22 protein-coding genes are annotated in these 21038 nt (G+C 70.0%); 6 read left to right on the top strand and 16 right to left on the bottom strand.

Annotated elements, in window-relative coordinates:
- Positions 1-71: 71 nt before the first annotated feature.
- Positions 72-2165, top strand: a complete 2094-nt coding sequence (locus tag V7D63_RS02870) for a transglycosylase domain-containing protein (RefSeq protein WP_333590744.1) — start codon at positions 72-74, stop codon at positions 2163-2165.
- A 163-nt stretch (positions 2166-2328) separates the two neighbouring features.
- On the opposite strand, the gene V7D63_RS02865 is transcribed toward V7D63_RS02870, so the two are convergent.
- Positions 2329-3054: a M48 family metallopeptidase gene (locus tag V7D63_RS02865; protein WP_333590743.1), complete on the bottom strand. Its 726-nt coding sequence runs from the start codon at positions 3052-3054 to the stop codon at positions 2329-2331.
- Positions 3020-4303, bottom strand: coding sequence for a polyhydroxyalkanoate depolymerase (locus V7D63_RS02860; RefSeq protein ID WP_333590742.1), 1284 nt, complete (start codon positions 4301-4303; stop codon positions 3020-3022). The genes V7D63_RS02865 and V7D63_RS02860 overlap by 35 nt, the downstream gene beginning before the upstream one ends.
- Positions 4304-4466: 163 nt before the next feature.
- On the opposite strand from V7D63_RS02860, the gene V7D63_RS02855 reads away from it, so the two are divergent.
- Both V7D63_RS02855 and V7D63_RS02850 read left to right on the top strand, forming a co-directional pair.
- On the top strand, positions 4467-5024 hold the full coding sequence (locus V7D63_RS02855; RefSeq protein WP_333590741.1) for an RNA polymerase sigma factor: 558 nt from the start codon (positions 4467-4469) through the stop codon (positions 5022-5024).
- Positions 5024-5389 carry a DUF6768 family protein gene (locus V7D63_RS02850; protein ID WP_333590740.1) on the top strand — a complete coding sequence of 122 codons (366 nt, stop codon included), beginning with the start codon at positions 5024-5026 and terminating at the stop codon, positions 5387-5389. The genes V7D63_RS02855 and V7D63_RS02850 overlap by 1 nt, the downstream gene beginning before the upstream one ends.
- 4 nt (positions 5390-5393) lie before the next feature.
- On the opposite strand, the gene V7D63_RS02845 is transcribed toward V7D63_RS02850, so the two are convergent.
- Positions 5394-6017 carry an SCO family protein gene (locus V7D63_RS02845; protein ID WP_333590739.1) on the bottom strand — a complete coding sequence of 208 codons (624 nt, stop codon included), beginning with the start codon at positions 6015-6017 and terminating at the stop codon, positions 5394-5396.
- A 44-nt stretch (positions 6018-6061) separates the two neighbouring features.
- Here V7D63_RS02845 and V7D63_RS02840 point away from each other — a divergent pair, with 44 nt between their 5' ends.
- Together V7D63_RS02840 and V7D63_RS02835 are read left to right on the top strand one after the other, a co-directional pair.
- Positions 6062-7555: an ActS/PrrB/RegB family redox-sensitive histidine kinase gene (locus tag V7D63_RS02840; RefSeq protein ID WP_333590738.1), complete on the top strand. Its 1494-nt coding sequence runs from the start codon at positions 6062-6064 to the stop codon at positions 7553-7555.
- A gap of 49 nt (positions 7556-7604) precedes the next feature.
- The gene (locus V7D63_RS02835; protein WP_333590737.1) at positions 7605-8159 is read left to right on the top strand and encodes an ActR/PrrA/RegA family redox response regulator transcription factor; all 555 of its coding nucleotides are present in this window, start codon (positions 7605-7607) and stop codon (positions 8157-8159) included.
- An 18-nt stretch (positions 8160-8177) separates the two neighbouring features.
- On the opposite strand, the gene V7D63_RS02830 is transcribed toward V7D63_RS02835, so the two are convergent.
- Genes V7D63_RS02830 through thpR form a run of 4 tightly spaced genes read right to left on the bottom strand, consistent with a single transcriptional unit; the run spans position 8178 to position 10159 of the window.
- Positions 8178-8537 carry a four helix bundle protein gene (locus tag V7D63_RS02830; RefSeq protein WP_333590736.1) on the bottom strand — a complete coding sequence of 120 codons (360 nt, stop codon included), beginning with the start codon at positions 8535-8537 and terminating at the stop codon, positions 8178-8180.
- Positions 8538-8567: 30 nt separating this feature from the next.
- Positions 8568-9014 carry a DNA repair putative endonuclease MmcB gene (gene mmcB, locus V7D63_RS02825; RefSeq protein ID WP_333590735.1) on the bottom strand — a complete coding sequence of 149 codons (447 nt, stop codon included), beginning with the start codon at positions 9012-9014 and terminating at the stop codon, positions 8568-8570.
- Between the two features lie 51 nt (positions 9015-9065).
- Positions 9066-9626, bottom strand: a complete 561-nt coding sequence (locus V7D63_RS02820; protein WP_333590734.1) for a GNAT family N-acetyltransferase — start codon at positions 9624-9626, stop codon at positions 9066-9068.
- Positions 9623-10159 (bottom strand): RNA 2',3'-cyclic phosphodiesterase, encoded by a 537-nt coding sequence (thpR, locus tag V7D63_RS02815; RefSeq protein ID WP_333590733.1) that lies wholly within the window; start codon positions 10157-10159, stop codon positions 9623-9625. The genes V7D63_RS02820 and thpR overlap by 4 nt, the downstream gene beginning before the upstream one ends.
- Positions 10160-10288: 129 nt before the next feature.
- On the opposite strand from thpR, the gene V7D63_RS02810 reads away from it, so the two are divergent.
- A complete protein-coding gene (locus tag V7D63_RS02810; protein ID WP_333590732.1) occupies positions 10289-11038 on the top strand; it encodes a Bax inhibitor-1/YccA family protein in 750 nt (249 codons plus the stop codon).
- Positions 11039-11298: 260 nt separating this feature from the next.
- On the opposite strand, the gene V7D63_RS02805 is transcribed toward V7D63_RS02810, so the two are convergent.
- The 9 genes from V7D63_RS02805 to V7D63_RS02765 are packed head-to-tail and all read right to left on the bottom strand — an operon-like array spanning position 11299 to position 21038.
- Positions 11299-12471 (bottom strand): DegT/DnrJ/EryC1/StrS family aminotransferase, encoded by a 1173-nt coding sequence (locus V7D63_RS02805; protein ID WP_333590731.1) that lies wholly within the window; start codon positions 12469-12471, stop codon positions 11299-11301.
- Positions 12465-13094, bottom strand: a complete 630-nt coding sequence (locus V7D63_RS02800) for an acetyltransferase (protein ID WP_333590730.1) — start codon at positions 13092-13094, stop codon at positions 12465-12467. The genes V7D63_RS02805 and V7D63_RS02800 overlap by 7 nt, the downstream gene beginning before the upstream one ends.
- Positions 13091-14977 carry an asparagine synthase (glutamine-hydrolyzing) gene (gene asnB, locus V7D63_RS02795; protein WP_333590729.1) on the bottom strand — a complete coding sequence of 629 codons (1887 nt, stop codon included), beginning with the start codon at positions 14975-14977 and terminating at the stop codon, positions 13091-13093. Before asnB ends, V7D63_RS02800 begins: the two co-directional genes overlap by 4 nt.
- Positions 14978-15016: 39 nt before the next feature.
- Positions 15017-16117, bottom strand: a complete 1101-nt coding sequence (locus tag V7D63_RS02790) for a glycosyltransferase family 4 protein (RefSeq protein WP_333590728.1) — start codon at positions 16115-16117, stop codon at positions 15017-15019.
- Positions 16114-17223 carry a glycosyltransferase gene (locus V7D63_RS02785; protein WP_333590727.1) on the bottom strand — a complete coding sequence of 370 codons (1110 nt, stop codon included), beginning with the start codon at positions 17221-17223 and terminating at the stop codon, positions 16114-16116. Before V7D63_RS02785 ends, V7D63_RS02790 begins: the two co-directional genes overlap by 4 nt.
- Positions 17220-18167: a glycosyltransferase family 2 protein gene (locus tag V7D63_RS02780; RefSeq protein WP_333590726.1), complete on the bottom strand. Its 948-nt coding sequence runs from the start codon at positions 18165-18167 to the stop codon at positions 17220-17222. Before V7D63_RS02780 ends, V7D63_RS02785 begins: the two co-directional genes overlap by 4 nt.
- Positions 18164-19012, bottom strand: coding sequence for a class I SAM-dependent methyltransferase (locus tag V7D63_RS02775; RefSeq protein ID WP_333590725.1), 849 nt, complete (start codon positions 19010-19012; stop codon positions 18164-18166). The genes V7D63_RS02780 and V7D63_RS02775 overlap by 4 nt, the downstream gene beginning before the upstream one ends.
- Entirely contained in the window at positions 19009-20076 is a 1068-nt protein-coding gene (locus V7D63_RS02770; protein WP_333590724.1) for a glycosyltransferase family 2 protein, read from the bottom strand. Before V7D63_RS02770 ends, V7D63_RS02775 begins: the two co-directional genes overlap by 4 nt.
- Positions 20073-21038, bottom strand: a complete 966-nt coding sequence (locus V7D63_RS02765) for an acyltransferase family protein (protein WP_333590764.1) — start codon at positions 21036-21038, stop codon at positions 20073-20075. Before V7D63_RS02765 ends, V7D63_RS02770 begins: the two co-directional genes overlap by 4 nt.

The raw sequence follows: 21038 nt of genomic DNA, 5'->3' as shown, positions 1-21038 counted from the left end.
GAAGCGGGTAGGCCGTTTCCGCGCGACCGCTGTTCGGCTAGAGCGGTCGCTGGATCGGGATTGAGGTTGGCATGGCGGGTTTCGGCCAAGGCGGTCAGGGCGGCGGGGCGCAGCGGCGCACCCGGATGCAGCAGTTCCTGTACTGGGGCGCGGTGGCGGCCGTCTGGGGCCTGATCTTCCTGGTCGTCTTCTTCGCCGTCTTCGCACGCGACCTGCCCGACACCTCGACCCTGTACGAGATCGACCGCCAGCCCTCGATCACCTATCTGGACCGCAACGGCGCCCTGATCGCCACGCGCGGCACCCAGCAGGCCCCGCCCGCCGACCTGGAATCCCTGCCTGACTACGTCCCGGCGGCCTTCATCGCCATCGAGGACCGACGCTTCTATTGGCACCCCGGCTTCGATCCCGTCGGCATGAGCCGGGCCATCGTCGCCAATATGCGCGCGGGCCGGGTGGTGCAGGGCGGATCGACCCTGACCCAGCAACTGGCCAAGAACCTGTTCCTGACGCCGGACCAGAACCTGAAGCGCAAGGTTCAGGAGTTGATGCTGGCCGTCTGGCTCGAGATGAAATTCTCCAAGAAAGAGATCCTGGCCCTCTATCTGAACCGGGTCTATTTCGGCGCGGGCGCCTATGGCATCGAAGCGGCGTCGCAACGTTATTTCGACAAGAGCGCCAAACAGTTGACCGTCGGTGAGGCGGCCCTGTTGGCCGGGCTGCTGAAAGCCCCGTCGCGCTATTCCCCCGTGTCGGAGTCCGAGCGCGCGGCGACCCGCGCCACCGTGGTCCTGAACGAGATGGAGGACATGGGGGTCATCACCGCCGAACAGCGCGCCGCCGCCGTGCTGGAGCCGGTGCGGGTGTCGCGGACCCTGGCGACCCAGCACGCCCAGTATTTCATCGACTGGCTGGACAAGTCGATCCGCGGCCTGGTCGGCGAACCGACCGAGGACCTGGTGGTCGAGACGACGCTGGACCTGACCTTGCAGACCGCGGCCGAGCGCAGCGTGCGCCGCATCCTGGATCGCGACGGATCGCGCGGGGTGCAGCAGGCGGCCCTGGTGGCCCTGGACGGCGACGGCCGGGTGCGGGCCATGATCGGCGGCGCCTCCTACGCCGACAGCCAGTTCAACCGCGCCGTGGACGCCCAGCGCCAGGCCGGCTCGGCCTTCAAACCCTTCGTCTATCTGGCCGCGCTGGAGGCCGGATACACGCCCCAGACCCCGGTGGTGGACGAGCCGATCCGCATCGGCAACTGGTCGCCGCGCAACTATTCCGGGACCTTCGCGGGTCCGATGACCCTGGCCCAGGCCGTGGCCCAGTCGACCAACACCGTGGCCGCCTCGGTCGCCGATCAGATCGGCCGCGACAGCGTGGCCCGCGCCGCCCGCCGCCTGGGCGTCACCAGCCGCATCGGGCTTGAACCGGCCATGGCCCTGGGCGCGGTCGAGGTGTCGCCGATCGACATGGCCACCGCCTATGACGCCTTCGCCAATGGCGGGCGCCGGGTCGAGGCCTATGGCATCAACCGCATCCGCACCCCGCGCGGCCGGGTCATCTATCAACGCAGCGTGCGCGAGAACGCCAGCGGCCAGGCCATCAACAATCCGCCGCTCTATTATCTGAACCAGATGCTGCGTGGGGTGATCACCTCGGGCACAGCGCGGTCGGTGGCCATTCCCGGCCGCGACCTGGCGGGCAAGACCGGCACCACCTCGGACTATAAGGACGCCTGGTTCGTCGGCTACACCGGCGGCTTCGTCACCGCCGTCTGGGTCGGCAAGGACGACAACAGCCCCATGCGCGGCGTGACCGGCGGCTCGTCGCCCGCCGCCATCTGGAAGGGCTTCATGGAGGCGGCTCTGCCGCGCCTGAACGCCCCGCGCATTCCCGACGGCCCGGCCATGCCCGAGGGCTGGCGGCCCCAGGACCCGGTCGGCGACCTTTTGGGCCAGATCGGCGACGCGGTCGGCGGAACCGAATCCGAGCCGGTCGATCCGGCTCAGGGCGAACCCTATCGGCCCGAACCCGAGCGGCCGACGACGCCCGCCCAGCCCGTGATCCGCCCGACCACGCCCCAGCCGGATCGCCGCGACCCGCCGAACCAGCAGCCCGAGGGCCGCCCGGCGCCCGAGAAGAAGTCCGACCCGTTGTTCTTCTGATCGATCCTTCTCCCCTTGGGGGAGAAGGTGGGCGTCGGAGGCGTTCGGATGAGGGGGCTGTGTCAGGCAGGCTGACCGGCTGACAATTATCGCGGATCAGGCCTACCCCTCATCCGTCATGCTCCGCATGACACCTTCTCCCCCAAGGGGAGAAGGACGACGATCAGCGTCCGACTGCGTGCAGTTCGGCGCCGTGATCGCGCAGCCATTTGCGGTGCGGGCGGTGATCCCCGATCAGCCGTTCGACCACCGACCAATAGGCCGGGCTGTGGTCGGCGTGGACCAGGTGCGCCACCTCATGGGCGGCCAGATAGTCCAGCACCGGGGGCGGGGCCATGATCACCCGCCAGGAATAGCGGATCGAGCGATTGTGCGGGCTGCAACTGCCCCAGCGCGATTTGGTGTCGGCGATCGACAGCGTCACCGGCCGCTGGCCCAAGGTCTTCAGATGAACCTCGGTGCGCGCCGTCAGGGCCTCGCGCGCCAGGCGTTTCATCAGATTGACGACCCGGCGGGCATAGGCCTCGCCCTCGCCGCCGGAAAGAATGGTCGGGCCGTCGTGCGTCTCGACCAGTCGGGCCGCCCCGGCGCCGCCGGTCGCGGCCAGCCGCACCGTTCGACCGTGCAGGGGGATGACGCCTCCCGGCGCCAGCGGCGAAGACGGGGGGCGGATCGCCAGCCGTTCGGCGATCCAGGCCGCCTTGGCGCGGGCGAAATCGACCCCGTCCTTCAGCCGCCGCTCGCTGGGAGCGGTGACCACGGCCTCGCCGACACGGGCGTCGATGCGGATCGAGACCCGGCGCGCCCGACGATTGACCGACAGCCGCAGCGTCAGCGGCTCAGCCGTCAGGCCGTCAAGCCGCAGCCGCTGGCCGTGCTGAAAGGCCACCGACGGCCTCCTCGTTCAGGGCGATGAAGTCGCACACCCGCGGATAGATCTCGTCGCGGAAACGGCGGCCGTTGAACACGCCGTAATGGCCCACGCCCGGCTGGACATAGAGCACGCGCCGGTCGTCGGGGATGTTCGTGCACAGGCCGTGCGCGGCCTGGGTCTGGCCGACGCCGGAGATGTCGTCCATCTCGCCCTCGACGGTCATCAGGCCGATGTCGGCGATCTGGGTCAGATCGACCGTGCGTCCGCGATGTTTCAGCAGGCCGCGCGGCAACAGATGCTGTTGGAAGACGATGTCGATGGTCTGGAGGTAGAATTCCTCGGTCAGGTCCAGGACCGACAGATATTCATCATAGAATTCCGCGTGTTTCTGGGCGCTGTCGCCGTCGCCGTCGACCAGGTGGCCGAAATAGCGCTGATGGGCGTCGACGTGTTTGTCCTCGTTCATGGACATGAAGCTGTAGAGCTGGACGAAGCCCGGATAGACCCGCCGCCCGACCGCCGGATAGGGCAGGGGCACGGTGTGGATCATGTTCGACTTGAACCAGGCGAAGGGCCGTTCCTCGGCCAGTTGATTGGTCACGGTCGGCGACAGGCGCGCGTCGATCGGCGATCCCATAAAGGTCATGGAGGCCGGGCGGTTCGGGTCCTTGTCCTCGGCCATCAGGGCGCAGGCGGCCAGCACCGGCGGTCCCGGCTGGCAGACGCCGACGACGTGGGCGCCCGGTCCTACCTGGCCCAGCATGGCGCGGACGTGGTCGATATAGTCGTGGAAGTCGAAGCGGCCTTCCAGCATCGGCACGTTGCGGGCGTTCTCCCAGTCGGTGACATAGACGTCGTGATCCTGGAGGAAGGTCTCGACCGTGCCGCGCAACAGGGTGGCGTAGTGGCCCGACAGCGGGGCCACGATCAGCACGGCGGGGGCCGTCGTGGGCTTTCCGGCCTTGCGCAGATCGGTGACGTCGCGCTCGAACCGCACCAGGCGGCACCAGGGCGAGGACCAGACCACGCGTTCGGCGGTGCGCACCGGCTTGCCGCCGACATCGACCGTCTCCAGCCGCCAGTCGGGCTTGCCGTAACGGCGGGTCAGATTCTCGAACAGCTCGGCCGAGGCATAGGCCGTGCGCCCGATGGCCGTGTCGGACCAGGGGTTGATGGGAGAGGTCCAGAACGTCCGCGCCATCTGCGCGCCGATCCGAAAGGGAGCCGCCGACTGGTAGGCAAGCTCATGTAGCGAATAAAGCATGGAATCCTGTACGCGGCCCAGCCGATTGCTGCAGGGCAGCATGAAACGCCCGCGGCTGCAAAGAGATTATGAACACGGCCGCGTGTTCGGCGGGTCGATTTTCCGCCGATGGATTGAACCGCGCCGCCGTCAGGCCGCACCTATAGCCCTGAAGGGACGGCCCATGACCGAGGACAAGGCCAGATCGAGGGCGCTGGACGGCTATCTGATCGCCGCCGTGCGGACCGGCGACGGCAAGGCCGCCGACCTCTTGGTGCGGCGCTGGCAGCCGCGACTGGTCGCCCACGGCTGGCGTCTGACCGGCGACGTCGACCTGGCGCGCGAGGCGGTTCAGGACGGCTGGATCGAAATCCTGCGCGGGATCGGCCGCCTGCGGGACGAGGCGGCCTTTCCGGCCTGGGCCTATCGCATCGTCACGCGACGTTGTGCGCGGCGGATTCGCGGCCGTCAGCACGACCGGGCCTTGGCCGCGGCCGTCGCCGCGGAGCCTGTGGCGGCTTGGGTCGAGGCGGAGGCTGGCGATCCGCCGGCGTTGCTGCGCCTGAAGCGGGCCATGGCCGGCCTGCCCGCCGAACAGCGGGCGACGGTGGCCCTGTTCCACCTTGAGGATATGAGCGTGGCTGAAACGGCCATCGCCCTGAACGTGCCGGCGGGCACGGTGAAGACCCGCCTGATGCACGCGCGACGCAAGCTGCGCGCCGCGCTGGAAGGAGAGACGTGATGCAGGATCTCGACCGCATGATCGAAGAGGCCCTGAACGACGAGGACCGCGCCCTGTTCGAGCGCACTGCACGCGAGCCGGGCTATTTCGACCAGTTGGGCGGCCTGTTCGGCGGGACGGCGGGCTGGGTCAACGCCATGATGGTGGCGGCCCAGACCGCCATCTTCATCGTCGGGGTCTGGACGGCCTGGCGCTTCTTCCAGGCGGAGGATGTGCTGACCGCCCTGCACTGGGGCCTGCCGTCGGCGGTGCTGCTGTTGATGTCGTTGATGATCAAGCTGGCGCTATGGCCCGCGCTGCAGGCCAATCGCGTCATCCGCGAGCTGAAGCGGATCGAACTGCAGATCGCCCGTTCGCGGGGCTGAGCCGTCAGCCCCGCGCCATCGCCCGGCGGATCACCTCGGCCGAGCGTTGCGGTCCCAGGTCGTGGGCCAGGGCGGCGCGGAAGCGGCCGTCGGGACCCATCAGATAGATGGTCAGCGAATGCTGCATCATATAGCCCGGACCCTCGCCGACCTTGGCGTAGCTGGCGCGGTAGGCGCGGGCGGCGGCCGCCACCTGGTCAGGGGTTCCGGTCAGGCCGACGACGCCCTTGGGGAAGCCGTCGCTGGACAGATAGTCCTTCAGCGCCTGGGGCGTGTCGCGTTCCGGGTCGATGGTGACGAACAGGATCTGCACGTCCTTGGCCTGGTCGCCCAACTGGTCTTTGACCGCCTTCAGCACGCCCAAGGTCGTCGGGCAGTAGTCGGGGCAGTAGGTGAAGCCGAAGAAGACCAGGCTCCATTTGCCGTTCAGGATCGTCTGATCGACCGCCCGGCCGTTCTGATCGACCAGTTGGAACGGTCCGCCGACCAGGGGCTGGCCCGTCTCGCTGACCTCGATGGCGTTGCGCGTCGTCTCGTCGCGGCCGGACATGACGATGGTCGTGACGGCGATGGCGGCGGCCAGGGCCACGCAGGCGGCGGCGAAGATCAGTATGGAACGGCGCGGCATGAGGCCCTCTCACGGTTCGGATCGCACAGGTCTATAGAAGGCCGGTGAGTTCCGAAGAAGTCTTCAGTTCGCCGCAGGCCGGGCCGCAGTCGATCACCGGCTGGCGCGACGTGCCTCGGCGTGGGCGCGGCCTGACCCTGCGCACCCTGATCGTGCTGCGCTGGCTGGCGCTGCTGGGCCAGACGGCGACGGTGCTGACGGCCTATTTCGCCCTGCATTTTCCCCTGCCGCTGTGGCCCTGTCTGGGGGTGATCGGCGCCAGCGTGCTGATGAACCTGGCAGCGACCTCGCATCTGAAACGCACCGACAACCGCCTGCCCGATGGGCGGCAGACGGCGACGCAACTGGGCTTCGACATCGTCCAACTGGCGACCATGCTGGCCCTGACGGGCGGGCTGGAGAACCCGTTCTGCCTGTTGCTGGTCGCGCCGGTGACCATCGCGGCGGCGGCCCTGCCGTCGCGCCAGGCCATGCTGTTGGGCCTGATGGCCATGATCGCCACCGGGGTGCTGTTCTACTGGTCCCTGCCGCTGCCGTGGCGCCAGGGCGAGCATCTGGACCTGCCGCCGCTGTACCGGTTCGGCATGGGTCTGGCCCTAGTGACGGGGGTGGTGTTCACCGCCGCCTATGCCTGGCGGGTGGCGACCGACGCCGAGAAGCTGGAGCTGGCCCTGGCCACGACCCAGGATGTGCTGCAACGCGAACAGCGGCTGGCGGCCCTGGGCGGGCTGGCGGCGGCGGCGGCGCATGAGCTGGGCACGCCGCTGGCGACCATTCAGGTGGTGGCCAAGGAGCTGTTGCGCGCCTCGCCGCCCGACAGTCCGGCGGCCGAGGACGCGGCCCTGATCCTGCAACAGTCCGAACGGTGCCGCATCATATTGAAGCGCCTGTCTCAAAGGCCTGAACAGGGCGACCCCCTGTACGCCGACGTCGGCCTGAAGGCGTTCCTGGAAGAGGTGGTCGAGCCGCACCGGGGCTTCGATCTGGAGTTCGAGGTCGCCGTCCTGACCCCGCCCGGCCGCCCGGCGCCGCGCATCAAACGCCTGCCCGAGATCATCCACGGCCTGTCGACCCTGGTCGAGAACGCCGCCGACTTCGCGCAAGACCGGGTCATCGTCCAGGCCACGGTGGACGCCGGCTGGATCGAGATCGCGGTCATCGACGACGGTCCCGGCTTCGCCTCCGAAGTGCTGCCGCGCCTGGGCGAGCCGTATGTGACCAGCCGTCCGCACGGCAAGGCGCGCCAGGCCCTGGCGGCCCAGATCGCCGCCGCCGCCCGCCCCGTCACCCCGTTCCGCGGCAGGAAGGCGCCGCCCAAGCCCCAGCCGATCGCCCCCAGCCAGGGCGGCATGGGCCTGGGCTTCTTCATCGCCCGCACCCTGCTGGAGCGAACCGGCGGGGCGCTCAGCGTCGGTCCCGCCGCGCCCGAGGCCGGGCGGCGCGGCAACAAGGGCGCGCGCGTCGCCGTGCGCTGGTCGCGCCAGAGTCTGGAGGCGCCGCCCGAGACCCTTGCCGAAATGTCGCAGGACGCTCACTGAACCTTGAATGCGAGGGACCGCCTCCCGACCTGCGGCCCAGGAGATTTGAATGCCCGACCTCGAAGCCCGTATCGCCGCCCTGCCCGACACGTCGCTGCTGCTGCTCGACGACGACCAGGCGTTGCGCACCCGCATGGGCCGGGCGCTGGAATCGCGCGGCTTTTCGGTGCTGCTGGCGTCGTCGGTGGCCGAGGCCATGCAGATTCTGAAGGACCAGGCCCCCGCCTTCGGCGTCTTCGACATGCGGCTGGAGGACGGCAACGGGCTGAAGGTGGTCGAGGCCCTGCGCGACCGGCGCGAAGACGCCCGCATCGTCATGCTGACCGGCTATGGCGCCATCGCCACCGCCGTGGCGGCGGTCAAGGCCGGGGCGGTCGACTATCTGTCCAAGCCCGCGGACGCCGACGACGTGGTCAAGGCCCTGCTGGCCGTCGGCGACGCGCCCGAGCCGCCCGAAAACCCGATGAGCGCCGACCGCGTGCGCTGGGAGCATATCCAGCGGGTCTATGAGCTGTGCGATCACAATGTCTCGGAGACAGCGCGGCGCCTGGGGATGCACCGGCGGACGCTGCAGCGGATTTTGGCGAAACGGGCGCCGCGATGAGGGAGTAGGGCTTAGGGGTTAGGTCCTAGGGCTTAGTTTGGTCAGCAGGGCGCGAAGCATACGGCCGATCTCATCGGCTTCGGTTAAGGCGACCTCGATGTCCGCCGCCGCGCAGTAGCCGATCCGTTCGGCCAACAGCAAATGCGTCTCTAGCTCCTTGAGCGAACCCTGCGCGATACGGACAAAGCTCATATAGGCTGGGCGCGTGCCTCGACCGTAGCCCTCAGCGATATTCGCTGGAATGGACACGGCCGCTCGACGTGCCTGAGACGTGAGACCGAACCGCTCGTCCGTCGGAAAAGCCTTGCTCAGCCGATAGACGGCTTCGGCCAAGCCCATGCTTCGTTGCCAGACGATGAGATCACGATAACTCTGCATATCACCCTCCTAAGCCCTAAGCCCTAAGCCCTACTCCCTCACGGACCGCATCGCGGCCAACCGGGCGAAGGCCAGGGTCAGGGCTTTGCGCCGTGCGGGGGCCAGCGGGGTGAGGGGCGCGTCTCTGACCACGGCGCCGCCAAAGCCGTCAGCGACGATCAGGCCCGGTTCGTCGGGCAGGACGCCCTCGGGAAACTCGGGCGCGACGGCGAAGTAGAAGGCGTCGCAGAACGGGCCGTACTCATGCCATTTGCGGTCGACGCGATAGTCGTCGATCCCCGACTTCACCTCGACGATGGCGATGTCGCCGCGCGGTCCCAGCGCCATGACGTCGGCCCGGCGCCCGTTCGGCAGGGTGACCTCGCACAGGGGCGCATAGCCCATGTCGATCATCAGCCGCGCCGCCCCGCGCGTGACGCCCAGTGTCGTCTCAGGACGCGAGAAGACCAGCTCCAGATGGACGGCGGCGTCGGGCATCGGGCTTTATGTTCTGCTTGTGTTCCGTCGGTCAAGCAGGAGGGCTGGCGGTCAGGGCGCCAACCGCGCCCGGTTGACGGCCCATTCGGCGCGGCTCTGGCCCCATTTCTCGGCCTCGATCTCTTCATAGGGCGGCGGGCAGCGGGCCATGCCGAGCACCTTGGACCCCAGCTTTTCGGCCAGCCGTTGCGACGGGGCGTTCTCGGGGTCGATGCAGTGGATCACGTCGTCCCAGCCCAGCACGTCGAAGGCGTAGTCCATCGATGCGGCGGCCGCCTCCAGCGCATAGCCCTTGCCGGCGGCCTCGGGGTGGACGCCCCAGCCGACTTCGTTGCCGGGCCAGCCCAGCGGCCGCCACGGGCCGACGCGGCCCATCCACAGGCCGGTGTCGCGCTCGATCAGGCTGAACATGGCGACGCCGGTCAGGCTCCAGGCCCCGGCCATGGTCATGAAGCCGCGCCAGGCCACTTCGGGAACCATGGGACCGCCGATGAAGCGGGCGCTTTCATGGGCCATGGAGTCCGCCCAGCGCGGAAAATCCTCCATGCGCGGCGGACGCAGGGTCAGGCGGGCGGTCTCGATCACCGGGCCGGAGAGGTCTGGGGCGGTCATAGAGGATACTCCCGTTCCAAGGCGTAGAAGCCGCCGTTATCGCTCAGCGCGCTGCTGTACAGTCCGAACCGGTCGATCCGAAACGGCGGCGAATGCAGCAGATTGTGGCCGACGGTCCAGGCTCCGATCCGATCCGGGTCGGTCTGGGGCTTCAGATAGGCCAGGGTGACGTGCGGCCGATAGGCGCGCTTTTCCAGCATCAGCCCGGCCCGTTCGCCCGCCGCGCGGCAGCGTCCGGCCAGGACGTTCAACCGTTCATTGGACGCCACCCCGGCCCAGATGGCGTGGGTGCGGTGGCCTTCTCCAAAGGCCCCCACGCCGCTCAGTTCGATGTCGAACGGAGCGGCCGTGACGCGGGCCAGTTCGGAGGCGACGTCGTCAGCCGTGCGCGCGTCCATCTCGCCGTAGAAGGCCAGGGTGACGTGCAGCGCCTCCTCGGGTCGCCATTTGGCGCCGGGCAGGCCGGATTGACGCCGTTTCAACGTCTCGGCGACGTCCGGCGGGATCGACAGGGCGGCGAACAGGCGGACCATGCGACCGTTGGTAGCGGTCCCGATCCGGCCCGCAAAGACCGGATTCGCTTGCACCGGCCGGGCGCCGACCCGATATTCCCCGCTTACGCCGGGCGGAGGACCGCCCGCGATTGGGAGACGAAACGCGCGATGAGCGATTTCAACAACGGTTACGCCCGCCCGGCGCCGGCCAGCCTCGACATGTCGGTCGACGCCGGTCTGCGCGCCTTCATGCTGGGCGTCTATAACAAGCTGGCCCTGGGCCTGGTGGTCGCGGGCGCCCTGGCCTGGGTCACCGGCAATGTGCCGGAGGTGCAGCAGCTTCTGTTCGTGCGCACCGCCGACGGCCGCCTGGGCATCACCGTGCTGGGCATGGTGGTGCAGTTCGCGCCGCTGGTGCTGCTGTTCGGCTCGATGTTCTTCATGCGGAACCCGACGGCGCGCGGCGTGAACATGCTGTACTGGGCCGTGGTCGCCACCATCGGCGCGGGCCTGGGCGTGCTGTTCCTGCGTTACACCGGCGGGTCTCTGGCCTCGACCTTCTTCGTCACGGCCGCCGCCTTCGGCGCGCTGAGCCTGGTCGGCTATACGACCAAGAAGAACCTGTCGGGCATGGGCACTTTCCTGATCATGGGGGTGATCGGCCTGGTCATCGCCTCGATCGTCAACATCTTCATGCAGTCGGGGACGCTGTACCTGATCATTTCGGGCGTGGGCGTGCTGATCTTCTCGGGTCTGATCGCCTATGACACCCAGCGGCTGAAGATGACCTACTACGCCCTGGGCGGCGACAAGGCGGCCATGGGCGTGGCCACCGGCTATGGCGCGCTGAGCCTGTTCATCAACTTCGTGAACCTGTTCCAGTTCCTGCTGGCCTTCATGGGCGGCAACCGAAACTAGGCGAAACGGATCGCTGAGCGACCCGAGGCCCCGGTGGAGACGCCGGGGCCTTTTTCATGAATTCACATTGAGCGTCGGCGGGATTCCCACTCACCGTTTCCCCGGCGAATGCCGGGGTCCCGATCCAGTCTCGGTCTCTGGGATCAGGACTGGGCCTGGTGTCGCAATCGACGGAGACCTGCCATCTGGCCCCCGGCATTCGCCGGGGAAGCGGAGAAGGCTCGATCACCGGTCGCCTGACGAGACACAGCCTTTTTCGTTCAGGCGCACGCTTTATCCATCGCCGCATCGATGGCGGCGACGGTCTGGCCGATCTCGTCGTCTGTCAGGGTCGGGTGGACCAGGAAACACAGGCCGGTCTCACCCAGCAGGCGTGCGGTCGGCAGGCGCTGGGCTGGGCGGCCGACCGTATCGAAGGCGCGCTCCAGATAGACCTCGGGCGCCGAGCCTTGCAGGCAGGGAACGCCCCGCGCGTTGATCGCCGCGATGATCCGGTCGCGGTCCCATCCGGGCGCCAGGCGATCCGGCGCGACGAAGGCGTAGGCGCGGTACCAGGCGTGGGTCGTGTCGGAGGCGACAGGCGGAACGCGCAGGGCCGGCCAGCGTGCGCAGGCCGCCAGAATCCGTCCGGCGATCTCGGCCCGGCGCGCCGTCCAGCCGGCCATGCGGTCCAGTTGGATCAGGCCCAGCGCCGCCTGCATCTCGATCATCCGGCCGTTGGTGCCCAGCCGGTCGTGCACCAGGCGCGGGCCGGGCGGGTGTTCGCGCTCGTACATCGCCTCCCAGGTCTTGCCGTGGTCCTTGTAGGACCAGACCGCCGACCAGATGTCCGGGTCGTCGGTGGTGATCATGCCGCCCTCGCCGCCGGTGGTCATGATCTTGTCCTGGCAGAAGGACCAGGCGCCGATGTGGCCGATGGCGCCGACGTTGCGCCCGCGATAGCGCGCGCCGTGGGCCTGGGCGCAGTCCTCGATGACCTTGAAGCCGTGCTGAGCCGACAGGTCCATGATCGGCTCCATGTCGCAGGGCATGCCGCCCAGGTGGACGCAGACGACGGCCTTGGTGCGGGGCGTCAGCGCGGGCCGGATGGTCGCGGCGCTGACGCCTTGGGTGTCGGCGTCGACGTCGGCGAAGACCGGCGTCGCCCCGGCCATGGCGATGGACGAGGCCGAGGCCACGAAGGTGCGCGGGGTGGTGATCACCTCGTCGCCCGGCCCGATCCCCAAGGCCGCCAGCGCCGCGTCCAGCGCCACCGTGCCGTTCGACAGGGCCACGGCGTGACGGGTCCCGACCCAGTCGGCGAAGCGGCGCTCGAACTGGCGGCACAGGTCGCCGGTCCAGTAGTTGACGCGGTTCGAGGCCAGGACGGCGGCGACCGCCTCGATCTCTTCGGGCGAATAGCTGGGCCAGGGCGAAAAGGGGGTGTTCAGCATTCGCGTCCTCGCATCGGCCGGGCCGGAACGCCGACCACGGTCTGGCCGTCCGGGACCGGTTTGACCACCGCCGCCCCGGCGCCGACACGCGTCGCCGCGCCCAGCGTCAGCCCCTCGCGCACCACGGCGCCGATGCCGATCCAGGAGCGTTCGCCCGCCGAGACCCCGCCCGCCAACCGCGCGCCGGGCGAGACGTGGACGCCGTCGCCCAGGACGCCGTCGTGATCGACGCTGGCGCCCGTATTGATGATCACCGCCCGGCCCAGGCGCGCCCCGGTCCCGACCACGGCCTGGGCCAGGATCACGGTTCCGCCGCCCAGCATCGCCCTGGGGCTGACCCAGGCCGTCGGGTGGATCACGGTCGCCAGGACAAGGCCGCGCGCGGCCAGGTCCAGCGTCGCCGTCAGTCGCCGGTCGTTGTCGCCCAGGGCGACGACCACGCCGTCGAATTCGGCGGCCCTGGCGAACAGGGCGTCCGCGTCGCCCAGCACCGGCCAGGGATGGTCCCCCGGCGGTGCCTCGCGGTCGAACAGGCCCGGCACGGTCCAGCCCGCCGCCTCGGCCGCCTCGGCCACGACCCGCGCATGGCCGCCCGCCCCCAGGATCGCCAGCCGTCTGGTCATGCCGTCCCCCACCGTTCGCGCCAGGCGCCGTAGATCAGCACCGGCCACAGCCGCCGTCCGTGATCGGCGCGTCCCGCCTTGTGCGCGCTCCAGAGTGCGCGAACTGTCGCCGGATCGAAGGCCGCCTGGCCCGCCAGCCGCTCCGGCGCCAGCAGATGTTCGGCCCAGTCCGCCAACGGCCCGCGAATCCAGTCGCCGATGGGCGGGGTGAAACCGGCCTTGGGCCGGTCGGTCAGGGCGGCGGGGGCGTATCTGTCCAGCAGCCGCCGCAACGGCCGCTTGCCGATCCCGCCCGACAGTTTGAGACCCATCGGCAATCGCCAGGCCAGGACGGCCACGTCCGGGTCCAGATAGGGACAGCGCGTCTCCAGCGAATGATGCATGGCCGCGCGGTCGACCTTGGTCAGGACGTCGTCGGGCAGATAGCCCAGATAGTCGGCCAGCATCATCCAGCGGGTGTAGTCGTCTTCATCCGACGGCGGCGCATCGGGCGCGACCGCTCCGGGCCAGACCCGCAGCGCCGCCGCATAGAGGGCGCGCGGGTCGTCGGCGGCGTCCAGCATGGCCGCCAGGTCGTCGATCCGCCGCGCGACCGAGGCCGAGGCCCCCGCCCCCGCCGCCAGCCGCTCGACCAGGCCCAGGGGCGTGTGCCGCAACAGGCCGGCCGCGCCCCGTCGCAAGGGCCGCGGCCACGGTCCCAGCGTCCGCCGGATGCGCGGCAGCAGGCGATGGCGGTTATAGCCGCCGAACAGTTCGTCGCCGCCGTCGCCCGACAGGGCCACCGTCACCTGCCGCCGGGCCAGGGCGGCGATCAGCGAGGTTGGGATTTGAGACGCGTCGGCGAACGGCTCGTCATACATGTCGGCCAGGGTCGGCACGACGGCCCACGCCTGGTCCGACGACACGCGCAGGGCGTGATGTTCCGTGCCCAGATGATCGGCGACGGCCTTGGCGTGGCCGCTCTCGTCGAAGGCCGCCTCGTCGAAGGCGACAGTGAAGGTCTTGATCGGCCGGGCTGAGCGCGCCTGCATCAGGGCCGTGATCAGCGAGGAATCGACGCCCCCCGACAAAAAGGCCCCCAGCGGCACGTCCGAGATCATCTGCCGCTCGACCGCGCGGCCCAGCGTATCCTCCAGGGCGGCGTCGGCGGCGTCTGGATCGGTGATCGGATCGGCCGCGCCTCGCGCCGCCACCGCCTCGATCGCCCACCAGCGGACGGGCGCGGGCCAGGTCCGCCCGTCGCTGGGCGTCCAGCTCAGCCAGGACCCGGCGGGCAGTTTCCGCGCGGCGCGATAGATGGTCAGCGGCGCGGGCACATGGCCGCGCTCGGCGAAGGCGGCCTCGGCCTGGGGATCGACGGCGGGATCGAAGCCGGGCGCGACGCGCAGGGCCTTCAGCTCCGAGGCGAAGACCAGGGCGTCGCCCGCCCAGCCGTAATACAGCGGCTTCTCGCCCGCCCGGTCGCGCGCCAGGGTCAGACGGCGCTGCACCCGGTCCCAGACGGCGAAGGCGAACATGCCCGCCGACGCCTCCAGGGCCGAGACCACGCCGTGCCGGGCGATCCACTCCAGAAAGACCTCGGTGTCCGAACGCCCGCGCCAAGCGATGGCCGGACCTTCGGCGTCCAGGCGGCGGCGCAGAGACTCGGCGTTGTAGATCTCGCCGTTGAAGTTGATGACGTATCGGCCGTCCGCCGACAGCATGGGCTGGGCGCCCGCCTCGGTCAGGTCGATCACCGCCAGCCGGGCCTGGCCGAAGGCCGCGCCGTCGGCGGCCCACAGGCCCACGCCGTCCGGGCCGCGTCGCCGCAAGGTGGCGATCATGGCCCGCGCCGAGGCCTCGGGCGGCGTCCGCGCCGAGACGGCGCCGGCTATGCCGCACATGGCGCGATCGCGATTCGGCGACGGGGGCTGGACATGACGTCAGGCTAGTCCCGCCGTGGCGCAGAGCAAGCGTTCCCAGCGATCGGCCGAATCGTCCGCTCCCGCCATCGCCTCGGCCCGCGCCCGCCCGGCCGCTCCCAGCCGTTCGCGCAGGGCCGCGTCGGCCATCAGCCGCTCCAGCCCGGCCGCGAAGGCGTCGACACGGTCGTCTCCGGGCTGGACCAGCAGGCCGGTCTGCTCATCCAGGACCACTTCATTCGTGCCCGGACAATCGGCGAAGCCGACGACGGGCAGGGTCTGGGCCATGGCCTCCAGCGTCGCCAGGCCGAAGGATTCGTAGGACGACGACAGGGCGAAGACGTCGGCCTGGGCATAGGCGCCGACGATGTCGTCGGTCACGCCGGGCAGGGCGATGCGGTCGCCCAGGCCGGTCTCTGCGGCCAGGGCCTCAAGCTCCGGCCGCAGACGCCCCTCGCCCAGGATGCGCAGCCGCCAGTCGGAAAAGCGCGGCGCGACCCGGGCGAAGGCGCGGATCAGCAGGGCCTGGTCCTTCTGTTCCTCCAGCCGCCCCACGTTCAGGACTAAACGGCCCGAACGCGTCGATGTCGCCGGTGGGGCGATCATGATCGGATTGGGCATGACCACCATGCGGCGGCGGACATCGGCGGTGTATTCGGCGCCCACGGCCTCGGTCGTCACGGTCACGCGCCGGACCAGTCGGGCGGCGAGACGGAACAGGGCGTAGTCGACGGCGCGGTCGCGATAATGGGCGCGGGCGCCGTGCTCGCTGGCGATCACGGGCAGGCCGCTTCCCGTCAGGGCCAGGGCCAGGGGCACGAACATCGAATGGCCGAAGCCGATCGCCACGTCCGGCGCCTGGGCCATGATCGTGCGGCGCAGATCGAGAATGCGGGCCGGCAGCTCGTGCGGTCGGGTCGGCCGGGCGCTGTCGCCGACGCCCCGGTTGATTAGCCGCACCGCCGGATCGAGCGGATAGAAGGGCCGGGCGTCGGGCGCGTCCCAGGTCAGGACCGTCACCGCATGGCCGCGCCGGACCAGGGCGGCGGTCAGATGGGCCAGAACCCGTTCCGACCCGCCGGAGGCGCGCTCCAGCCGCTTGATGGCGAACAGCAGTTTCATCGCCGGGCCGCCTGGGCGAACAGGGCTTCCCATCGGTCGAAGACAGCGTCGGGCGCATAGGCGGCGATGGCGTCTCGCCCCGCCGATCCCAGGGCGGCGCGACGGTCGGGATCGGCCATCAGCGCGCCCAGGGCCTGGGCCAGGGCCGCCTCGTCGCCCATGGGCGCGGCCAGCAGGCCGGTGCGATCCGGCTGGATCAAGACATTGACCCCGGCGCAGTCGGCGAAGCCCACGGCGGGCAGGCCGTGGGCCATGGCCTCGGCCAGGGCGTTGGGGAACCCCTCCCAACGCGCGGGCAGGCAGAACAGTTGGGCGTCGCGGTAATGGCGCGCGACATCGGTCTGGGCGCCGATCAGGCGGATGCGGCCGGGCGGGGCGGCGGACGCGGCCAGGGCCTCGATCTCCGCTCGATCCTCGCCGTCGCCGACCAGAACCAGGTCCCAGTCGGGAAAGTCGTCGGCCAGCCGCCCGAAGGCGCCGACCAGAACCGCCGGATTCTTCTGCGCGCTGAGCCGGGCGACGCACAGCAGGGTCTTGCGGCCAGTCTCGGAACCCTTCGGATCGGCCGTTTTCGTGACGCGTCCGACCGGATTGGGGATGCTGACGATCCGGTCACGGATGAAATCGGGATAGCCGTCGCGATAGGCGTCGAACTGTACGGTCACGAACCGCGCCAGACGAAAGCTCTGGAACTGAAAGGTCCGGCCGTGGCCGTCCTTTTGATGGTCGAACCGCTGGGGGGCGTTGCGTTCGGCGGCGATGACGGGAACGCCCATGCCCAGGGCCGCCGCGGCCATGGCGACGAAGGCGCCGTGCTGGAAGCCGATGATCACGTCGGGACGGAAGCGCCGCACGACGCCGCGCATGGCCGCCAGCCGCGCCAGGATTTCGCGCGGCGAGGCGCGCCGCGACGGGTCGCCGATGGCGATGCGGGTCCAGTCGACGGCGGGGTCCAGCGGATAGAAGGTCCGCGCCTCGGGCGGGTCCAGGGACGTCAGGGCCACCTGATGGCCGCGTCGGACCATCTCGTTCATCAGGACAACGGACATCCGCTCCACGCCGCCCGCGACCCCGTCGTATTTGCGGCTGTTGAACAGGATTCTCATGCCGAACCGGCGTCCCGGTTCATGCGGCCCTCGTGCGCCAGCCGCGCGGGACCGGACTGCAACAGGCGTCGCACGGTCAGGATCGGCCGGTTCAGGAACAGGCCGAAGGCGCGCCATGCGGCCTCGCCGCGCCGCCGCGAGAACCAGGCCTCGCGGAACTGGAACCACGCGCGGGCGTGGCGGTACAGGCCCTGCCGCTCCAGCCAGGCGCGGTGTTTGTCGACCACCGCCAATTCGGCGGCCAGGTTCCGCGCCGGGGTCTTGTCCGAACCTTGGGTGGCGTGTTGCAGATACAGACGCTCCGGGCAGCCGACGAAACGCCCCCCCGCCAGGGCCAGGCGGATGGCGATGTCCACGTCTTCGGCGCGGCCCAGGGTCTCGTCATAGCCGCCGACGGCCCGCAAGGCGGCGACCGGCGCCATCAGGGCGCAACTGGGCGTGCCGGCGCCGTAGAAGGCGTCGGCCGTGCGCCGGTTCACCAGCAGATAGCCGACGACCTCATCTCCTTCGGGCGGGCGGCCTTGCGAGCCGATGGCCGGGGCCTGGATCTCATAGCCGTTGGGATAGCGGCGCGCGCCCGAGGCGAAACACAGCACCGGCCCGCCGCCGGTCGGTTCGGTCTCGATCCGCGCGACCTGGATCGCGATCCGTTCCGGCGCGCTCTCGTCGTCGTCGTCGAAGAAGGCGATGTAGCGGCCGGTCGCCTGGGCCAGCAGGGTGTTGCGCGCCGCCGCCACGCCGCCGTTGACCGGCCGCCGGATCAACCGCCCGTTGGGCAGGTCTCGCAAGGCCGCCTCAGCGGCCTCGGCCGAGCCGTCGTCCGAGGCGTCGTCGACGACCAGGATCTCGGCATCCGGCCAGGTCTGGGCCGCCGCGCTGGCGATGGCGCGGGCGATGGTGTCGCACGCCTTGTAACAGGTGATGCCCACCGTCACCCGGGTCACGTCGGTCTCGCCAACAGGTGCGAGGTGCGGATCGACAGCTCATCGTCCGTCAGATCGCGGAAGGCGGGATCGAGGTCGCGCCGGGCGAGGGGAAGCGCGGGCCAGCGGCCGAAATCCTCGACGATCAGGTCGAACCCGGCCTGGCGGATCAGGTCGTGCATCGTCCGGGCGCGCACGCGGTTGGTGTAGAAGCCCGCGTTCCGCATCGTCGGCGATTCCCAGACCGCTTCGGAAAACCGCAGGCTGTTCAGGCCGTGGGACAGGTGGTCCTGAAAGTCGATGTTGTGCGACATCCGCCCGCCCGGCGTCAGCACCCGGCGCATCTCGGCCAGCAGGCGCGGGAGTTGTTTCAGCGGAATGTGCTCCAGCACCGAATGCGACCAGATCAGATCGACCGACCGATCCGGCAGCGCCGCGAAGGCCTCGACCCCGGTCGTCAGATAGCGGGCCGAGCAACGCGCCAACACCTGTTCCAGGGTCTGTGCGTCCGACAGGTCGGGCGGCGTCTGGCCGCGTTCGGTCAGGGCGGCGGCCATGGCGCGGTACAGATCGACCTCGCGCCGGGCATAGGGGCCGGCGTCGACCAGTAGGGTTTGATCAGCGCCGTGCGCGCGCGCGGCGACGGCCGAGGCCAGGCTGTCGCCCGGCCCGATCTCCAGCACCGTCTTTCCGTCCAGCCGTCCGTCGGGGAAGGCGCGGCGGACATGCAGGTCAAAGGTCCTCAAGGCATAGTCGGGCCGGTCCATCCGGCCCAGCCGGAACAGACCCAGCTCGCGCCAGCGGTCATAGGGCAGGCCCAGGCGCGACAGGGCGACCTTGGCCGCGATCTTCAGGCGCCAGTTCATCCCGCCCCTCCCGGCGCCGGGCCGCGGCGGTGCAGGTCGCGCACCCCGGCCCGCGACGCCGACATCGGCAGGGCGTAGGCCAGCCGTTTCGCGGTCTCGACCGGGCGGTTCAAGGCTAGGGCCAGAAGGCCCGCGGCGAACCGGCCGCGGCGCCCGGCCAGCCAGTCGAATTTCAGCGCCGTCCAGCGACGGGCGAAGGCATGGGCGCGCGCGGTTCCGAACACGGCCCGGTGCTTGTCCAGCAGGGCCAGCATGGCCTCGCGCTCGGCCGTCAGGGTCTTGTCGCCGGCCAGGGTCAGGGTCTGGCGCACCAGGGGTTCGGCCACGCCGACGAAATGGGCGTCCGCCAGGGCCAGGCGGATGGACAGGTCGGTGTCCTCGCTGCGCCGGAAAGCGGGGTCGAAGCCGCCGACGCGGACATAGGTCGAGCGCCGCGCGGCCTGACTGCATGTCGCCAAGGCGCCGTAGCCGTCGGCCAGGGGCCGGCCTGTCAGTATGCGCTCGGCCACCGCCCGGCCGTGCGGGGCGCGAACCGTCTCACGTCCGCCCATGGTGGTTTCGATCCTCTGGGTCCCGTCCGGCGCGGTCTGCAGACGCGCCGCATGGCAGATCACCGGTCCGCCCGGCGCGAACCGGGATTCATAACTCTCGATGCGGGCGATCTGGTTGGTGATGCGGTGCGGAACGCTTTCGTCGTCGTCGTCGAAAAAGACCACGAACTCTCCGGCCGCCGCCTCCAGCAGGCTGTTGCGCGCCGCCGCGACCCCCTGGTTGCGGGCATGGCGGATCAGGCGGATCTGGGGGTGGAGCGCCGCCATGGCTGCGACGCGGTCGGCCGTGCCGTCGGTCGAGGCGTCGTCGACCACCAGGATCTCGATCGGCCGCCAGTCCTGGGCCAGGGCCGAGGCCAGGGCGTGTTCGATCGTGTCCTGGGCGTTGAAGGCGGTCATGGCGACGGTCGCCAGGGGCCTGGCCATGGTCGGGGCGCTCCCGGGGCGGCGGATCGCGGGCGCGCCGACCTTAGGCGCCGGGTCCGCGCCGGACAAGGCGAGGCGGGCGCTCATGTCGCCGGTCCCAAGCGATAGCCGCGGCGATAGACCCTGAGGGCCGCGGTCCAAACCGCCCACAGCACGACCGGCCCGATGATGCCCGCGAACAGGCGCAGGAAGGGATTCTGGGCCTCGACCTCCAGGCCGATCAGGCGGCCGATGCGCCATATCCCCCAGAAGGCGTAGTAGTGGAACAGGAAGATGAACAGGGTCGCCTGGCTGATCACGATGGTCACGCGCGCCAGCACGTTCGGCAGGCTGATCCGGTCCAACCAGATCACCGGCAGGATGATCAGCGGCATATAGATCGCCCGCGTCTCGCCGCCGAAGGCGTCCACGCCCAGGAACAGGACGGCGACGGACGCCGCCAGCACCCCGGTCAACAGCCAGCGCCCCGTGAGCGTGGGCAGGTCCGAGGCGCGAACGGCCCAGATCAGCCATCCGAAGACCAGGTTCCACAGGATCAGGTGCGGCAGCTTGTCGGCCCAATAGGTCGTGTCCCACGTCGCATAGGAGGCCAGGGCCAGGCCGCAACTGACCAGATACAGGCCGCCGACCCACAGGATCGGGCGTCGCGCGATCCGCGCGCCCATGTCGGTCAGCAGGAACAGGGGGATCAGCACGATCAGCATCTGACCGATCGCCTGGGCGTACCAGATGGGAAACAGGGCGACCCGGAATTTGTAGAGCCAATTGCTCCAGAACCCCAGTTCGGGAAGACTGATGTGTCCGACGCCGACCTGCCAGACCAGGGCCAAAAGGAAGCTGGGCAGGATCAACCGCACGCCGAAGCGGAACATGGCGCGCACGGCCTCGCGCGTCGTCGCGCCGAAGCCGAACTGGGCCATGGCCAGGCCCGAAACGACCAGAAGCGCGTTCAGGCCGCCGTGCATGTTGATGCCGAACACCACGTGATTGGCCACGACCAGGACGATGGCCGCCGCGCGCGCCACGACCACGGTCTCGACCGACCGCAT

It is taken from the genome of Brevundimonas sp. (assembly GCF_036732845.1).
In the GTDB taxonomy this organism is placed as follows: Bacteria; Pseudomonadota; Alphaproteobacteria; order Caulobacterales; family Caulobacteraceae; genus Brevundimonas.
The sequence above is the reverse complement of the archived record's forward strand: the minus strand, read 5'-3'. Positions and strand labels throughout refer to the sequence as shown.

Bases quoted from the DNA above. Each gene is read 5' to 3' on its own strand.
- V7D63_RS02870 (WP_333590744.1), top strand. From the start codon at position 72: ATGGCGGGTTTCGGCCAAGGCGGTCAGGGCGGCGGGGCGCAGCGGCGC.
- V7D63_RS02860 (WP_333590742.1), bottom strand. From the start codon at position 4,303: ATGCTTTATTCGCTACATGAGCTTGCCTACCAGTCGGCGGCTCCCTTT.
- V7D63_RS02855 (WP_333590741.1), top strand. From the start codon at position 4,467: ATGACCGAGGACAAGGCCAGATCGAGGGCGCTGGACGGCTATCTGATC.
- V7D63_RS02850 (WP_333590740.1), top strand. From the start codon at position 5,024: ATGCAGGATCTCGACCGCATGATCGAAGAGGCCCTGAACGACGAGGAC.
- V7D63_RS02845 (WP_333590739.1), bottom strand. From the start codon at position 6,017: ATGCCGCGCCGTTCCATACTGATCTTCGCCGCCGCCTGCGTGGCCCTG.
- V7D63_RS02835 (WP_333590737.1), top strand. From the start codon at position 7,605: ATGCCCGACCTCGAAGCCCGTATCGCCGCCCTGCCCGACACGTCGCTG.
- V7D63_RS02830 (WP_333590736.1), bottom strand. From the start codon at position 8,537: ATGCAGAGTTATCGTGATCTCATCGTCTGGCAACGAAGCATGGGCTTG.
- mmcB (WP_333590735.1), bottom strand. From the start codon at position 9,014: ATGCCCGACGCCGCCGTCCATCTGGAGCTGGTCTTCTCGCGTCCTGAG.
- V7D63_RS02820 (WP_333590734.1), bottom strand. From the start codon at position 9,626: ATGACCGCCCCAGACCTCTCCGGCCCGGTGATCGAGACCGCCCGCCTG.
- thpR (WP_333590733.1), bottom strand. From the start codon at position 10,159: ATGGTCCGCCTGTTCGCCGCCCTGTCGATCCCGCCGGACGTCGCCGAG.
- V7D63_RS02810 (WP_333590732.1), top strand. From the start codon at position 10,289: ATGAGCGATTTCAACAACGGTTACGCCCGCCCGGCGCCGGCCAGCCTC.
- V7D63_RS02805 (WP_333590731.1), bottom strand. From the start codon at position 12,471: ATGCTGAACACCCCCTTTTCGCCCTGGCCCAGCTATTCGCCCGAAGAG.
- V7D63_RS02800 (WP_333590730.1), bottom strand. From the start codon at position 13,094: ATGACCAGACGGCTGGCGATCCTGGGGGCGGGCGGCCATGCGCGGGTC.
- asnB (WP_333590729.1), bottom strand. From the start codon at position 14,977: ATGTGCGGCATAGCCGGCGCCGTCTCGGCGCGGACGCCGCCCGAGGCC.
- V7D63_RS02790 (WP_333590728.1), bottom strand. From the start codon at position 16,117: ATGAAACTGCTGTTCGCCATCAAGCGGCTGGAGCGCGCCTCCGGCGGG.
- V7D63_RS02785 (WP_333590727.1), bottom strand. From the start codon at position 17,223: ATGAGAATCCTGTTCAACAGCCGCAAATACGACGGGGTCGCGGGCGGC.
- V7D63_RS02775 (WP_333590725.1), bottom strand. From the start codon at position 19,012: ATGAACTGGCGCCTGAAGATCGCGGCCAAGGTCGCCCTGTCGCGCCTG.
- V7D63_RS02770 (WP_333590724.1), bottom strand. From the start codon at position 20,076: ATGAGCGCCCGCCTCGCCTTGTCCGGCGCGGACCCGGCGCCTAAGGTC.
- V7D63_RS02765 (WP_333590764.1), bottom strand. From the start codon at position 21,038: ATGCGGTCGGTCGAGACCGTGGTCGTGGCGCGCGCGGCGGCCATCGTC.